10 protein-coding genes are annotated in these 15,970 nt (G+C 56.5%); 8 read left to right on the plus strand and 2 right to left on the minus strand.

The features are described from left to right. Positions 1 to 34: 34 nt before the first annotated feature. The 4 genes from ACHZCX_RS16650 to trpS all read left to right on the plus strand — a co-directional run bounded on the left by ACHZCX_RS16650 (position 35) and on the right by trpS (position 5,368). Positions 35 to 1,366 (plus strand): pyridoxal phosphate-dependent aminotransferase, encoded by a 1,332-nt coding sequence (locus ACHZCX_RS16650; RefSeq protein WP_319588321.1) that lies wholly within the window; start codon positions 35 to 37, stop codon positions 1,364 to 1,366. A 270-nt stretch (positions 1,367 to 1,636) separates the two neighbouring features. Then, positions 1,637 to 2,227: a nucleotide exchange factor GrpE gene (locus tag ACHZCX_RS16655; protein WP_319588322.1), complete on the plus strand. Its 591-nt coding sequence runs from the start codon at positions 1,637 to 1,639 to the stop codon at positions 2,225 to 2,227. Positions 2,228 to 2,333: 106 nt separating this feature from the next. Next, complete coding sequence (dnaK, locus tag ACHZCX_RS16660) at positions 2,334 to 4,262, plus strand: molecular chaperone DnaK (RefSeq protein ID WP_319588323.1); 1,929 nt, start codon at positions 2,334 to 2,336, stop codon at positions 4,260 to 4,262. A gap of 137 nt (positions 4,263 to 4,399) precedes the next feature. Then, positions 4,400 to 5,368 (plus strand): tryptophan--tRNA ligase, encoded by a 969-nt coding sequence (trpS, locus tag ACHZCX_RS16665; RefSeq protein WP_319588324.1) that lies wholly within the window; start codon positions 4,400 to 4,402, stop codon positions 5,366 to 5,368. Positions 5,369 to 5,443: 75 nt separating this feature from the next. Here the strand turns inward: trpS and ACHZCX_RS16670 are convergent, their stop codons facing one another. Both ACHZCX_RS16670 and ACHZCX_RS16675 read right to left on the minus strand, forming a co-directional pair. After that, the gene (locus ACHZCX_RS16670) at positions 5,444 to 6,481 is read right to left on the minus strand and encodes a peptidylprolyl isomerase (protein ID WP_319588325.1); all 1,038 of its coding nucleotides are present in this window, start codon (positions 6,479 to 6,481) and stop codon (positions 5,444 to 5,446) included. Between the two features lie 178 nt (positions 6,482 to 6,659). Next, on the minus strand, positions 6,660 to 7,814 hold the full coding sequence (locus ACHZCX_RS16675) for an MFS transporter (protein ID WP_319588326.1): 1,155 nt from the start codon (positions 7,812 to 7,814) through the stop codon (positions 6,660 to 6,662). A 274-nt stretch (positions 7,815 to 8,088) separates the two neighbouring features. On the opposite strand from ACHZCX_RS16675, the gene ACHZCX_RS16680 reads away from it, so the two are divergent. From ACHZCX_RS16680 to ftsH, 4 genes are all read left to right on the plus strand, one after another. Continuing rightward, positions 8,089 to 9,375: a glycosyltransferase N-terminal domain-containing protein gene (locus ACHZCX_RS16680; RefSeq protein ID WP_319588327.1), complete on the plus strand. Its 1,287-nt coding sequence runs from the start codon at positions 8,089 to 8,091 to the stop codon at positions 9,373 to 9,375. A 233-nt stretch (positions 9,376 to 9,608) separates the two neighbouring features. Next, entirely contained in the window at positions 9,609 to 10,724 is a 1,116-nt protein-coding gene (carA, locus tag ACHZCX_RS16685; RefSeq protein WP_319588328.1) for a glutamine-hydrolyzing carbamoyl-phosphate synthase small subunit, read from the plus strand. 22 nt (positions 10,725 to 10,746) lie between these two features. Then, positions 10,747 to 13,971: a carbamoyl-phosphate synthase large subunit gene (gene carB / locus ACHZCX_RS16690; RefSeq protein WP_319588329.1), complete on the plus strand. Its 3,225-nt coding sequence runs from the start codon at positions 10,747 to 10,749 to the stop codon at positions 13,969 to 13,971. A 102-nt stretch (positions 13,972 to 14,073) separates the two neighbouring features. Continuing rightward, on the plus strand, positions 14,074 to 15,915 hold the full coding sequence (ftsH, locus tag ACHZCX_RS16695; RefSeq protein WP_319588330.1) for an ATP-dependent zinc metalloprotease FtsH: 1,842 nt from the start codon (positions 14,074 to 14,076) through the stop codon (positions 15,913 to 15,915). Positions 15,916 to 15,970: the final 55 nt, after the last annotated feature.

The raw sequence follows: 15,970 nt of genomic DNA on the forward strand, positions 1-15,970 counted from the left end.
AACAATCAATTGAAGTTTTTTTGAACGAGTTGCAATGCGTACTGATATTTTGCACATCGGCGCGGGTGAACTGAATTACGAGATCCGCAATATTGTCTGTGTCGGCGAGAAGCTTCAGAAGATGGGTGTCCAGGTCAACTGGGAGAATATCGGTGACCCGATCGCCAAGGGTGAGCAGGTTCCGGACTGGATGAAGGAAATTGTCGCTGAGGCGGTGCGCGAAGACACCACCTATGGCTACAGTCCGACCAAGGGGCTGCTGGCGACCCGTGAATATGTGGCGGCCTGCACCAATCGCATGGGTGGGGCGCAGATCGATGCCGATGATGTCATTTTCTTTAATGGCCTGGGCGACGCGATCTCCAAGGTCTACGGCTTTCTCAAGCCGACCGCCCGGGTTATTGTACCCACGCCGAGCTACACCACCCATTCTTCGGCCGAGGCTGCTCATGCCAGTGATCAGCCCGTTACCTATATCCTCGATCCTAATCACCTCTGGTACCCGGATCTCGAAGATATCGAGAACCACATCAAGTACAATCCGGCGGTGGCCGGTATCCTGGTGATCAATCCGGACAATCCCACCGGCGCCGTCTATCCGGCGGACGTGATGCGGGCAATTGTCGAGATCTGCGAAAAAAATGACCTGTTCATCATCTGCGACGAGATTTACCAGAACATGACCTATAACGGCACGGTCTCGGCGCCGCTGTGCACGGTGATCGGCGACAAGGTGCCGGCGATCTGCATGCGCGGCATCTCCAAGGAAATGCCCTGGCCGGGGAGCCGCTGTGGCTGGATAGAGGTCTATAACCGCCGCCGCGACCCGATGTTTGCCACCTACGTCCAGTCGATCCTCAACGCCAAGATGCTTGAGGTCTGTTCGACCACCCTGCCACAGGCCGTCCTGCCCCGGATCAAGGAGCATCCCGAGTACAAGGTGCATCTCAAGAGTCGGATTAAACGCTACGAGCGGTATTCCAATCTGGCCTACAATATTCTCAAGGGTGTCAAAGGGCTCCTGGTCAACCGCACCAACGGTGCCTTTTACATGAGCGCGGTCTTTGAAGAATGGGTGCTCAACCACCATCAGACCCTGCCTATCGAGATTGACGAGGTGCGCGAAACTGTCGAGCGGCTCGTTTCCGGCTCCAATATCCAGCCGGACAAACGCTTTGTGTATTACCTGCTGGGGGCCACCGGCATCTGTGTGGTGCCGCTTTCTTCCTTTGCCACCGATCTTCAGGGCTTCCGCATTACTCTCCTGGAGAAAAACGAGGAAGATTTTGTCGAGATCTTCAATACAATCGCCAGCAGCATCAAGCGCTACGTTAATTCGCATCAGACCTGTGCCCATTGCGGCTGACGAAGATTTGATCGTTGATTTGTTGCAGCCCCTGGCGCCCGTTGTGGCGGTAGGGGCTTTTTTTGTGGTTTCACTTTTGTTTCCTTGCGTTTTTCTTCGAATTTTCCGCAGTGTTTTCCCCTTTAATTCCCGGTGGCCTTCCCTTGACACTGGTTTTTGCCATACTTATTGTTGGCACCAGATTTGACCGGCCTAACCGCGAACAAACCGCGAGATTTGGGTCTGAGCCATGGGGCGAGTCAACAGGAACTCAGAACAAGGAGAGCGTAGGTGGTAGACGAGGTAAAAGAGCAGGGCCTTGCCGGTGAACAGCAATCCAAAGAGGTTCCCGAAGACCTGGGTATTGTGGAAACGCTTGCGGAGGCCGGAGAGCAGCAAGGAACCGAAGTTGAGATCTTGCAGCGGGAAATGGGAGAAACCCGTGATCAGTTGATGCGGGTCGCCGCCGAGTTCGACAATTTCAAGAAGCGGATGGAGCGGGAAAAAAGCAAGTTGCTCAAATACGCAGGCGAGAACATCCTTCGCGACTTACTGGTCACCTTAGATAATCTTGACCGGGCCGTTGAGCAGGGCAATGCTGCGGTCGTAGATGATACCAAGAAGTTAGAATCCATGCTGCAAGGGGTGGAGTTGACACGAAAGGGGCTGGTGGCCACTTTGGAGCGGTATGGGGTGGAGCCGTTGACCGCTGTCGGCCTGACCTTTAATCCGGACGAGCACGACGCCCTGACCATGGAGGCAAGCGAAGAGGTGCCCGCCAACCATGTGCTGCGAGAGTTTGCCAAAGGATACCGGTTCAGAGACAGGGTCCTGCGGCACGCCCAAGTGGTTGTTTCCAGCGGCCCGGCAAAGGTGTCTTGATCAGGTTTGATTCGGTCACGCAGCCGCAAAAAGAATTGATTCAGTGACGATTGTTCAGGCTTTTCAGCCGAGTATATAAATACAGGAGAGACAGGAGACTGGCATTATGGGAAAAATAATAGGGATTGATTTAGGGACTACCAACTCGTGCGTGGCGATCATGGAGGGCGGTGACCCCAAGGTTATTGAAAACAGTGAGGGAAACCGGACAACGCCTTCGATCGTGGCTTTTTCCGACAGTGCCGAGCGTCTGGTCGGGCAGATCGCCAAGCGTCAAGCCGTCACCAACCCCACGCGGACGTTGTTTGCCATCAAGCGGTTGATCGGCCGGAAATTCAGCGATAAGGAAGTTCAAAAATCAATTGGCGTCAGCCCTTTTAATATCGTTGAGGGTCCTGGTGGCGATGCGGTGGTGGAAGTGGGCGGGAAGACCTATACCGCTGCTGAGATTTCGGCCATGATCTTGGGCAAGATGAAGCAGACCGCTGAAGAGTATCTGGGCGAAACCGTTACCGATGCCGTGGTCACCGTTCCGGCCTATTTTAACGATGCCCAGCGCCAGGCCACCAAGGATGCCGGCAAGATTGCCGGACTCAATGTCATGCGGATCATCAATGAGCCGACCGCCGCCTCCCTGGCCTATGGTCTCGACAAAAAAGGCGAGGAGAAAATTGCGGTGTTCGATCTCGGTGGCGGCACTTTTGACGTTTCCATCCTGGAGATCGGCGACGGCGTCTTTGAGGTCAAATCGACTAACGGCGACACCTTTCTTGGTGGTGAAGATTTTGATATGCGCATCGTTCATTGGCTGGCCGACGAGTTCAAGCGCGACCAGGGCGTTGATCTGCGCAACGACAAGATGGCCCTGCAGCGGTTGAAGGAAGAGGCTGAAAAGGCCAAGAAGGAATTGTCCACGGCCATGGAAACCGACATCAATCTGCCCTTCATCACGGCTGATGCCTCCGGACCTAAACATCTCAACGTCAAGTTGAGCCGAGCCAAGTTGGAGAGTCTGGTTGACGATCTGATCGACCGCTGTGAAGGCCCCTGCCGGACTGCGCTTAAAGACGCGGGGTTGAATCCGGCCGACATCGATGAGGTCATCCTGGTGGGCGGCATGACCCGCATGCCCAAGGTGCAGGAAAAGGTGAAGGCCATCTTCGGCAAGGATCCGCATAAAGGCGTTAATCCCGATGAGGTCGTGGCCATTGGTGCGGCCATCCAGGGCGGCGTACTTAAGGGTGATGTCAAAGACGTGCTGCTGCTCGACGTTACCCCGCTGTCTTTGGGCATCGAAACTCTGGGCGGTGTTATGACCAAGCTGATAGAGAAAAACACCACGGTCCCAACCAAGAAGAGCCAGGTTTTCTCGACCGCGGCTGACAATCAACCTGCGGTTTCGATTCACGTGCTCCAGGGCGAACGTGAGATGGCTCAGAACAATAAGACCATCGGCCGCTTTGAGCTGGCTGATATTCCGGTCGCGCCGCGCGGTGTGCCCCAGATTGAGGTTACCTTTGACCTCGACGCCAACGGCATCCTCCATGTGTCGGCCAAGGATCTGGGCACCAACAAGGAGCAGTCGATCCGGATCACCGCATCTTCCGGCCTGTCAGAGGCCGAGATCGAGCGGATGAAGAAGGATGCCGAGTTGCATGCCGATGAAGACAAAAAGCGTAAGGAACTGGTTGAGGCCAGGAACAACGCTGACTCCATGATTCACATGACGACCAAAACTTTGACCGAGTTGGGCGATAAGGTTGATGCTGAGACCAAAGGCAATGTGGAAAAAGAGATTGAAAATCTGAAAAAGGCGATGGAAACTGAGGACACAACGACCATCAAGAACGCGACTGAAACTCTGACCCAGGCTTCGCACAAGCTGGCAGAGCTGATGTACGCCCAGGCCAAGGGCCAGCAGGGAGCCGGTCCAGGCGATGCCGGCGCCGGTGCGGCCGGAGCGGGTGCTGCCGGCGGCAAGCGTGGCAAGGACGATGACGATGTGGTTGATGCCGACTTTGAAGAAGTAAAATAATCGGTCGGTCTCCCTGCCAACATGGGGCGGCTGGAGTTTTGGGAGTGCGGGTATTCCGCACTCCCATTTTTTTTGTAAGTGCGCTATAAGGGTGCGGTTTGTCAATTTTTCCCCAATCTACTGAAGAAGAGAGCCCCATGAAACGAATACTGTCGGGAATTCAACCTTCCGGAAAACTCCATATCGGAAATTACTTCGGTATGATGCATTCGATGATCCGTCATATGGAATCGGCGGAACTGTATGTATTTATCGTTGATCTTCATGCCCTGACCTCGGTGCAGGACCGGGATCGGCTACGCCAGGGTACCCTGGAAGCGGCGGCCGATTTTCTGGCGCTGGGCCTCGATCCGGAGCGGTGCATTTTCTGGGTGCAATCCGATGTGCCGGAGGTCTGCGAGTTGACCTGGCTGTTGTCCGTTCTCACGCCCATGGGGCTCTTGGAACGGTGTCACGCGTTCAAGGACAAGGTTGCTAAGAACATTCCGGCCAGCCACGGGCTCTTCTCCTATCCGGTGCTTATGGCTGCCGACATTCTCCTCTATCAGGCACAGGTGGTGCCCGTGGGGAAGGATCAGAAACAGCATGTGGAAGTGGCTCGCGACATCGCCATCCGCTTTAATAATACCTATGGCGAGACCTTTGTGATCCCGGATCCGGAGATTAACGAGACCACAGCCATTGTCCCTGGATTGGACGGGCAGAAGATGTCCAAGTCGTATGGTAATACCATTCCTATTTTTCTCGATGAAAAGGGGTTGCGCAAACGGGTGATGGCCATTCAGACCGACGCCACGCCGGTTGAGGCGCCCAAAGATCCTGACAATTGCAACCTCTATGCCCTACTCAAGCTCTTTGCCTCGCCGGAGAAGATGCGCGAGGTGCATGGGTTGTATGTGAACGGCGGGGCCGCTTATGGCTATCTCAAGCAGGATCTGTTCGAGCTGATCAACGACTATTACGCCGGGGCGAGGGCAAAGAAAAAAGAGTTGCTCGACAATCCCGATTATCTCCGCCAGATTCTGGCCAAAGGGGCGGAAAAGGCCCGAGCCAAGGCAACTGTCACCCTCGATTTGGCGCGGGACCGGATGGGGCTCAAGTATTGATTGCCCGAAAAAGGCAGAGAAATAAAAAAGGCGGGGAGCAATCCCCGCCTTTTTTATTGATCGGATGAAAGAAGATCAGAAACTGACTAACTCGACATCAAAGACCAGCCAGGCATTGGGCGGAATGACGCCGCCTGCGCCTTTCTCACCATAAGCCAGTTCGGGCGGGATGATCAGGGTTCGTTTCTCGCCCTTGGTCATTTGACTCAAGGCCTCGTCCCAACCGCGAATAACCCGGCCTGCGCCTACGGGAAAGGCAATGGGTTCACTCCGGTCATAGGAGCTGTCGAATTTGCGGTTGCCGAGAAGAAGGCGGCCGGTATAGTGAACCTTGATCGTGGTACCAGTTGCAGGCGCCTTGCCTTCCCCTTTCTGCTCGACCTGGTAATACAAGCCGGAGTCGGAGCGCACGGCCTTGGGCCACTGCTCCTTGATCATTTTCTTGATCTTTTCCTGCTGCGCCTTCACTGCCCCGCTCTCTCGTTCTTTGATGGCTGCAAGGGCAGCATCAAAGGCGGCTTGATTGATTTTGAAGGCTTCCGCCTCCTTGCCGACCCGGATGATAGCGATCTCTTTGATGGCATCGCCCTTGTCGATCTTGTTGACCACATCCTGTCCTTCGACAACCCGGCCAAAGACGGTGTGCTTGTCGTCCAAATGGGGTGTGGCGCCATGGGTGATGAAGAACTGGCTCCCGTTAGTGGCGGGGCCGGAATTGGCCATGGAGAGGATGCCGGGACCGTCGTGGCGCAGGCTCGGGTCGAACTCATCGGGAAAGGTGTAGCCCGGACCGCCGGTGCCGGTGCCCAGAGGGCAACCACCCTGGATCATGAAGTTGGCGATCACCCGGTGGAAGGTCAGGCCGTTGTAAAAAGGGGTGCCGGTGGGTTTGCCGCTGCCGCCAAGATGGAGGGTTCCTTCCGCCAAGCCGGCAAAATTGATAACCGTCAGGGGCGTTTTGTTGTAAAAAAGTTTGAGCAGGATATCGCCCTTAGCTGTTGTGATTTTTGCATAAAGTCCGTCTTTCATTTTTTTTTCCTCGGCAGAAGATGCGGGTTGTCCGGAACAAAAAAGCAGCGCGGACAGGAGCAGGAAGAAAACTAATCTGTTCATGATATGTCTCCGGCGATACCTTTTGTTTTCCGATGGCGAGATGCTCTCCGGCCGTCCTCTGCGGCGGAGAACCGCGATGTCAATCAGGGGCCTGCTTACAAAGCCGAGGGAAGCTTGTCAATAAAAATGAAAAGGACGCAAGGGGCCAACCTTGGCCCGGAAGGACGAGGCCGCAGGCTTAGATGCGAAGATGGCGGTGCAGCAGGACTGAGGTCAGCAGCGCCATAGCGAGCAGCGAAATGGCCACCCCACCGGAAAGGGCGGTATGTCCGCTGGTCAGCAGATGGCCACCAAGGATAGTCCCGGCGGCCTGGCCCAGGTAGACAACAGAAGTGTTCATGGAGGTAGAAGCCGAGGCCGCAACCGGGTCGGCCTCGATAAGGCGGGCCTGCTGGGCGGCAATGGCCGGGCTCATGCCGATTCCCCAGATAAAAAGAGTCAAACCTGTCAGCGGGAGAGAGACGGGTTGGCTGGTCCAGAGGATGAGGCCGAGGAGGATGACACCGAGGAAGGTGCTGACGGTTGTGCGGACGCCCAGTCGACCGACTGCCCAGGTGGCACTCATGGTTCCGAGGATGCTTGCGCATCCATACACCAAGAGGAGCGCGGCGGTGGTGAGTGGACCGGTTGCCAGCCGGGATTTCAGGTCAACGACAATATAGGGATATTTGATGTACTGACCTGCAATGGCAAGGCTGGAAATGGCGAGGATGCACCATATCCTGTTGGAGGTCAGCACCTTTCCCCAAGCGGCCATGGACAGGCGGTGGGCTTTTAAACCGGAAGGCAGGGTTGTGAAAACGGCCACGGCAGCGAGGGTGCAGGCGGCGGCGAGGAGGCGATAGGCCGCCTGCCAACCGACCAGCGAGCCAGTCAGGTTGACCAGTGGTATACCGATGGCGGCAGCCAGGGACCAGCCGAGAAAGATAAAGGTGATAGCGTGGGCCCTTCGTTCGGGGGGGATAAAAAGGGGCAGCGCGCTGGCGGCCTGGGGGGTGAAAACAGCGACGGCGGTGATCATGATCAACCGGATGACGAGCAGGGCGTGAAAATCGGCGACAAGGGACGAGCAGAAATGACCGATTGCATAAAGCAGGAGGGCACCGACCAATAGGCGACGGCGGTTCATCCTGTTGGAAAGGAAGGCAAGGAGCGGCGCCTCGATGCAGAGGAGTGCGCCGCCATAGGCGATAAGCGTACCGACGGTTGCCGCATCGACATCAAAGGCCTGGCTCAGGTCGCTGATCAAGCCTGCGGGGGCCAATACGCCCGTGCCGATGACGAAGTTTCCGGCCATGAGGGCCCAGAGGGTTGGTCGATGAGAATGCTGCATTGTTGCTCTCAACTCAGGCTGAAGGGCTGCTGTCGCACTAAGTTTCTCAGGGAGTGAGGAAAGCCTGTCCGTTGGCATCGAATGTCGACAATAGGGGTTCCCTCCGTTTGTTGCAACAGTTATCACGGGGGGTGTTTTTTCAGAACTCAATGGGGACGACTCATTTTGTTACCGCACTTCCGGCAAACGGGGTTGACTGAATGAGGAGTTCCCGGTTATATAAATAGATTTTTTTGCATACAAGAACCCAGCGCGCGGGAGAGTCGAGGGATCATTGCTGCACCAATTGTACAGTGGTCTTGGCACCGGGGTGTATCTGCTGCTGTCGCTCTTTCGGCCCTTGGTTGAGGCGTTCGGCGGTCGTTTTTCCTATGGGTTTGCGCAGCGGCTTGGCTGCTATCCACGGCAAGTGATCGCTAATCGATCCGGTGGTAGCCAGACCCTTTGGGTGCACGCCTCTTCGGTGGGCGAGGTGCAGGCGGCCATCGTCCTTGTCACCGGATTGCTGAGCACTATCAGTGATTTGAGGATTGTGGTTACTTCGACGACGGAACAGGGGAACCGACTTGCCCGCAGCAGGATGCCGGAAGTCGTTTCCTGCCTGATGGCGCCGCTGGATCTGCCTCAGGCGGTGCGTCGAGCCCTGCAAGCGTTGCGGCCGGATTGCTATATTTGCCTTGAGACCGAACTCTGGCCGGTCATGCTCACCCACGTAAAGAACGCGAAGATTCCCTTGCTGCTGCTCAACGGCCGCCTCTCACAGCGATCGTTCGACCGTTACAGGCATATTCAGGGATATATAGCTTCCCTGCTGGCCGGTTTCCGGACCGTTGCGGTGATCAGCGAGGCCGATGGCCGGCGGTATGAGGCCCTTGGGGTGCCGGCAGAGCGCATCCAGGTCTGCGGCAACCTGAAATATGACATGCCCGTCCAATCGCCGGACAAAATCCGGTCGGCTAGTCGGCGACGACTGCGTGTGACCTCCGAGCGGGTCTTTCTCTGCGGATCGACCCATGAGGGAGAAGAACAACAACTCCTGAACGTCTTCCGGGCGCTGGCTGAACAGGGGCCAACGGTCTGGGTCATTGCTCCCCGGCATCTGGAACGATTGCCGGTGGTGGAGACGTTTCTGGCTCGGTCCGGGACGGATTTTGACCGCTTCTCCACGCTGGTGGAGAACGGTCGTCATACCAACATTATCGTTGTCGACAGTATGGGCGATCTTGCTGACCTGTACGCCGGCGGAGATTGTATCTTCTGCGGCGGCAGTCTGGTGGATCGAGGTGGTCATAATATTATGGAAGCGGCCCGATGGGGCCGGCCCGTTTATTTTGGCCCCCATATGAAGGATTTCCGGGATGCGGCTGAGATGCTTACCCGGGCGGGAGGTGGATTCCAAGTCGCCGATGCTGCGGCGTTGACCGCTCTGATTCTTTCCCATATGGACAAACCCGAATCCTATTCGCTTGCCTGCACACGCGCCGCCGAGGTGGCGGCTCAGCAGCGGGGCGCGGTCTCCAAGCAGGTGGAGATCGTGCGTCAGACGTTGACCTCTTGTTGAAGAGGGGGAACGAGGTTTTTCTCCTGTTGCTGATTGGCATCACCTGCGGCCATGCTTATTGTGCTGACGGCAATGGCCGTGGAGCAATTCTACTCGACCATCTGTTCGCATGGATAACATTCGGGAAAGTGGCTCAAGCAAAGCGATTGTGGCTGCTGCATGTGCGGGAGAGCGCCCGCTGCCCACCTCATGATCAATAACTCTCATCTGTACCTCCAGGAAAATAGATCAAAATGAAAGCATTAATCGGACTTGAAGACGGCACGGTGATGACCGCGCGTTCCTTTACCGGCCCCGGTGAGGCCGTAGGGGAGATTGTGTTCAACACTAGCATGAGCGGCTATCAGGAGGTGTTGACTGATCCCTCCTATACCGGCCAATTGGTTACCATGACCTATCCGTTGATCGGCAACTACGGCGTGAATCCAGACGATATGGAGTCGGCAGGCGTTCATCCGCGCGCCTTTCTCGTCCGCGAGTATCAGGGACAGCCAAGTAATTATCGCTCAACCGGCAATCTGGCTGATTTCCTCAAGCACTACGGTGTGCTGGGGGTCGAAGGACTCGATACCCGGATGCTGACCCGGAAGATCCGCACCACCGGAGCGATGAAGGCCTTGATTACCACCGAGGATATGGACAAGGATTCCGTGGTTCGCCGTGCCCGTGAGTGGGCGGGGCTGATCGGCCGCGACATGGTGGAACGGGTGGGCAGCACCACAAGCTACCGCTGGGAGGCCGGCGCACCTATGCCTGGTTCAGGATTCCCGGAAAGCGAGGGTGGCCGTTTTAAGGTTGTCGCCTACGATTTTGGTATTAAATATAATCAATTGCGCCTGCTGACCAGCAAGGGCTGCCGGGTGCTGGTGGTGCCGGCAACCACTTCCGCTGAGGAAGTCCTGGCCCTGCAGCCGGACGGTGTCTTTCTCTCCAACGGTCCGGGCGATCCGGCCGGGGTGCGCGGCGTGGTCGGCAATATTCAAAAACTGCTGGGACAATTGCCGATCTTTGGCATCTGCCTTGGCCATCAGATGTTGGGTCTCGCCTACGGCGGTACCACATATAAACTCAAATTCGGCCATCGGGGAGGCAATCAGCCGGTCAAGGATCTGCTCACCGGCAAGGTGGAGATCACCTCGCAGAACCACGGCTTCTGCGTTGATCCGGCCAGCCTGCCCGCCAATGTCGAGGTCACCCATATCAATCTCAACGACGGTAGCCTGGAGGGCATGCGTCACCGCGAGTGGCCGGCCTTTTCAGTCCAGTATCACCCCGAATATGCACCCGGTCCCCATGATGCCGAATACCTTTTTGACCGGTTCATTCAACTGATGGAGCAGGCGAGCTGATTGCTTCGCCCAAAGCGAGAACATGCCAAAACGCACCGACATACATAAAATACTCATCATCGGCTCCGGGCCGATCATCATCAGCCAGGCCTGCGAGTTCGACTATTCCGGGGCGCAGGCGGTCAAGGCCCTCAAAGAAGAAGGCTACGAGGTGGTGCTGATCAATTCTAATCCGGCGACCATCATGACCGATCCCGGCTTGGCCGACCGGACCTATATCGAGCCGATCACCCCCGAATGCGTGGCTAAGGTGATCGAGCGGGAGCGGCCCGATGCGCTGCTGCCAACCCTGGGCGGCCAGACCGGCCTCAACACCGCGATCAAGGTCGCCGAGATGGGGGTCCTGGAAAAATATGGGGTGGAACTGCTGGCCGCCAATATTGAGGTCATCCGCAAGGCCGAGGGACGGGAGGAATTCCGCGACGCCATGCGCAAGATCGGTCTCAAAGTCCCGGAATCGGCTATTGTCCACACCCTGGAAGAGGTTATGGCAGCCGCCGAGCAGATCGGTTTTCCGATCATTGTTCGCCCGAGCTTTACCCTCGGTGGTACCGGCGGCGGCGTGGCTTATAACCGCGCTGAGCTCATCCAGATGGCCACAGCGGGTATTGACCTCTCCATGACCAACGAGGTCATGTTGGAGCGCTCTCTGCTCGGCTGGAAGGAATATGAGCTGGAGGTAATGCGCGACAAGAACGACAACGTGGTCATCATCTGCTCAATCGAAAACATCGACGCCATGGGCGTGCACACCGGCGATTCCATCACCGTGGCCCCGGCTCAGACCTTAAGCGACCGTGAATACCAGGAGATGCGCGATGCCGCGATTGCCATTATCCGGGAGATCGGGGTGGAAACCGGCGGCTCCAATGTCCAGTTCGCGGTCAACCCGGTGGACGGTGAACTGATGGTGATCGAGATGAATCCGCGGGTCTCGCGCTCTTCGGCCCTCGCCTCCAAGGCCACCGGCTTTCCCATTGCCAAGATTGCCGCCAAACTGGCGGTTGGCTACACCCTGGACGAGATCAAAAACGACATCACCCGGGAGACGTACGCCTCGTTTGAACCCAGCATCGACTATTGCGTGGTCAAAATCCCGCGTTGGACCTTCGAAAAATTTCCCGAGGCTGAGGATATCCTTACCACGGCGATGAAGTCGGTGGGCGAGACCATGGCCATTGGACGGACCTTCAAAGAGGCTTTCCAGAAAGGAATGCGCTCGCTGGAAGTCGGGCGGATGGGTTTTGGCTTCGATGGCAAAGAGGATATGACCACCCTGCATCAGGACGATCTCGACCGGGGCTTGAATCGGCCCAATTCGAAGCGGGTGAGCCATATTTTCGAGGCCCTGCGCCGGGGGATGAGCATTGAGCGGATATACGAATTGAGTCAGATTGATCCATGGTTTCTGCATAATTTTAAACAGTTGGTGGACAAGGGCGAAGAGATTCGGAGCCGCGGTTTTGTCGGCCTGGATCGCGACTATCTCTTCGATATCAAGCAGCACGGTTTTTCCGATGTCCAGGTGGCCAATCTGACCGGCACCTCGGAGGACGATATCCGCACCTTGCGCATCAAACTTGGCCTGGAGCCAGCCTATAAGCTGGTGGACACCTGCGCCGCCGAGTTCGAGTCCTACACGCCCTATTATTACTCCACCTACGAGCAGGAGGACGAATCTAAGCGGACCGACCGCAAGAAGATCATTATTCTCGGTGGCGGCCCCAACCGGATTGGGCAGGGCATCGAGTTTGATTACTGCTGCGTCCACGCTTCCTTTGCCCTGCGCGAGATCGGTGTTGAGTCGATCATGGTCAACTCCAATCCGGAGACTGTGTCTACCGATTACGACACCTCGGATAAACTCTACTTTGAGCCGCTGACCCGCGAGGATGTCCTGAACATCATTGAGCGGGAACGACCGGACGGCGTGATTGTCCAATTCGGCGGTCAGACCCCGCTCAACCTGGCGGTGCCACTGGCCCGAGTCGGCGTGCCGATCATCGGTACCCCGCCAGACGCCATCGACCGGGCTGAGGACCGCAAACGGTTCCAACAGTTCCTGCAGAAGCTGGGATTGCGGCAACCGGCCAACGGTACGGCCCACAATCTGCAAGAAGCCTTGGCCGTGGCCGGTGAGATCGGTTATCCGGTGGTCATGCGACCCTCCTACGTGCTCGGCGGCCGCGACATGAGGATTGTCTACAACGAACAGGGCATCCGCAGTTTCATGGCCATCCCGGGCATGAGCGGGGGGGAGCATCCGGTGCTGCTTGATCAGTTCCTCAAGGATGCGATCGAGGTCGATGTCGATGCGGTCAGCGATGGTCGGATGACGGTGATCGGCGGCATCATGGAGCATATCGAGGAGGCCGGCATTCATTCCGGCGACTCGGCGTGTGTGCTGCCGCCCCATACCCTCTCCTCTGCCATCCTTGCCGAGATCACCACCGCCACCAAGGCCATGGCGCAGGAGCTGGGCGTGATCGGCCTGATGAACATCCAATTTGCGGTCCAGGGCCAGACGCTCTTTATTCTTGAGGTAAATCCCCGGGCCTCGCGAACCGTGCCTTTTGTTTCCAAAGCCACCGGTGTGCCGCTGGCCAAGATCGCCACTAAGGTGATGTTGGGGATGAGCCTGGAGCAACTCGGCTTTACTCAAGAAAAAGTGCTGAACCATTGGGCGGTCAAGGAAGCGGTCTTTCCTTTTGACCGCTTCCAGAACGTCGACACCCTGCTCGGACCGGAGATGAAATCCACCGGCGAGGTCATGGGGATCGACGATGACCTGGGCTTGGCACTGGCAAAATCGCAGATGGCCTCCAACTCGCAGCTGCCGCAGAACGGCACGGTATTTATCAGCGTCCGTCATGGCGATAAGGATGCGGTGGTTCCGGTGGCGAAAAAACTCGATGCTCTCGGGTACGTCATTCTGGCCACCCGGGGGACGGCCGTTCGACTTGCCGAGAGCGGCATTGCCTGCACGGAGGTCAATAAAATATCCCAGGGGCGCCCCCACATCCTCGACAAGATTCAGGACGGGCAGGTGCAGTGGATCCTGAACACCTCGGCCGGTAACCGGACCACCGAGGATTCCTATATTATCAGGCGGGCAGCGCTCGATTATCACATCCCCTACACCACCACAATCACCGGCGGTTTGGCGATGACCCTGGCCATGGAATCCATGCGCCATAAAGAGGTCGGGGTCAAGACCATCCAGGAATTTGCAAAGAGCATTGACTGAGGGAAAATCGATGTTAAAGTACGTTCTTTAACGAAAGAAGAAGGGATAAGCAGCCTTGGTGGCTACCGGTTTTTCCCGAAGACGATTTTTTGGAGACACTTTTTGAATACTTTTTATAAAAATCTCAGTATGTGGCTGGTCATCGGCCTGACCATGATTCTGCTGTTCCAACTGTTCAACAAGCCGCAAACACAGAGTAATACGATCACATACAGCGAGTTCTGGTCGAATGTGGAAAGCGGCGCCATCAGCAAGGTCAGTATCCAAGGTGAAGAGATCACCGGTATTGGCAAGGATGGCCGTCCTTTCAGAACCATGACCCCCGACGATGCCGGGTTGATTCCCATGCTGCGCCAGTCGGATGTCGATATTCTGGTGAAAAAACCCGAGGAGACGCCCTGGTACCTGACCATTTTCGTTTCCTGGTTCCCGATGCTGCTCTTGATCGGCGTCTGGATTTTTTTCATGCGGCAGATGCAGATGGGCGGCAAGGGGGGCGCGTTGTCCTTCGGCAAAACCAGAGCGAAATTGCAGGGTGAGGGTGAGGTTAAAGTCACCTTCAAGGATGTCGCCGGTATTGATGAGGCTAAGGCTGAGTTGGAGGAAATTATCGATTTTCTCCGTGACCCCCAGAAATTTACCAAACTTGGCGGGCGTATACCCAAGGGTGTCCTCCTGGCCGGTTCACCCGGTACAGGGAAAACCCTGCTGGCCCGCGCCATTGCCGGCGAGGCGGGAGTGCCGTTTTTCACCATCTCCGGTTCCGACTTTGTTGAGATGTTCGTAGGTGTTGGTGCCTCCCGAGTGCGTGATCTGTTCAGCCAGGGCAAGAAAAACGCCCCGTGCATCATTTTTATTGACGAGATTGATGCGGTTGGTCGGCATCGCGGCGCCGGTCTCGGTGGCGGGCATGATGAGCGTGAGCAGACCCTCAACCAGTTACTGGTCGAGATGGACGGTTTTGAAGGCAACGACGGCGTCATTATTATTGCCGCCACCAACCGGCCAGATGTTCTTGATCCCGCCTTGCTGCGGCCCGGCCGTTTCGATCGCCAAGTGGTGGTACCTGCCCCTGATGTCAAGGGAAGGGAAATGATTCTCGATATTTACGGCAAAAAAACCAAGTTGGCCAATGATGTCGACATGGCGGTGATTGCCCGTGGCACCCCTGGTTTTTCTGGGGCGGATCTGGAAAACCTCGTAAATGAGGCGGCCCTGATGGCTGCGCGGGAAGGCAAGGAGGAGGTTACCGCACTCCATCTCGAACGGGCCAAGGACAAGGTGATGATGGGGGCTGAACGCAGATCCATGATTATCAGCCCCAGGGAAAAAGAGATTACCGCCTACCACGAGGCCGGACATGCCTTGGTGGCGCGGTTGCTGCCGGGAACTGATCCGATCCATAAAGTGACGATCATCCCCCGGGGGCGGGCGCTTGGGCTGACCATGCAGTTGCCCATGGACGAAAAATATACCCATGGGCGCAAGTTTCTGCTCAATTCGATTGCTATTCTTTTCGGTGGTCGGGTGGCGGAGAAGCTCGTTTTTGATGAAATCACCACCGGAGCCGGCAACGACATCGAACGGGCCAGCGAGCTGGCACGGAAGATGGTGTGCGAATGGGGGATGAGCGATGAGCTCGGCCCGATGGCCTACGGCAAGAAAGAGGAACATATTTTCCTCGGTCGCGAGATTGCCCAGCACCGTGATTACAGTGAGCAGACTGCACAGAAGATCGATGCGGCGGTGAAAAAGATCGTGGTCGAGGCCAACGACAAGGTTACCCGCTTATTGGAGGACAATAGGGATATCCTCAAGGCCCTCGCCGATGAACTCTTGGAGCGTGAGACCATTATCCTAGATGATATGAATAGGATCATCAATGAACTGCGTGGCGAACAGACCGTAGAGAAGGCCGAGGAAGCGGAAACTGTCGAAACTTGAACTGAGTTGATTCTTGTTTTTCCAGGTGGGTTGTCTTTGAGTGGAGAAGGCAACC

Origin of the sequence: uncultured Desulfobulbus sp., assembly GCF_963662935.2 — a bacterium.
In the GTDB taxonomy this organism is placed as follows: domain Bacteria; phylum Desulfobacterota; class Desulfobulbia; order Desulfobulbales; family Desulfobulbaceae; genus Desulfobulbus.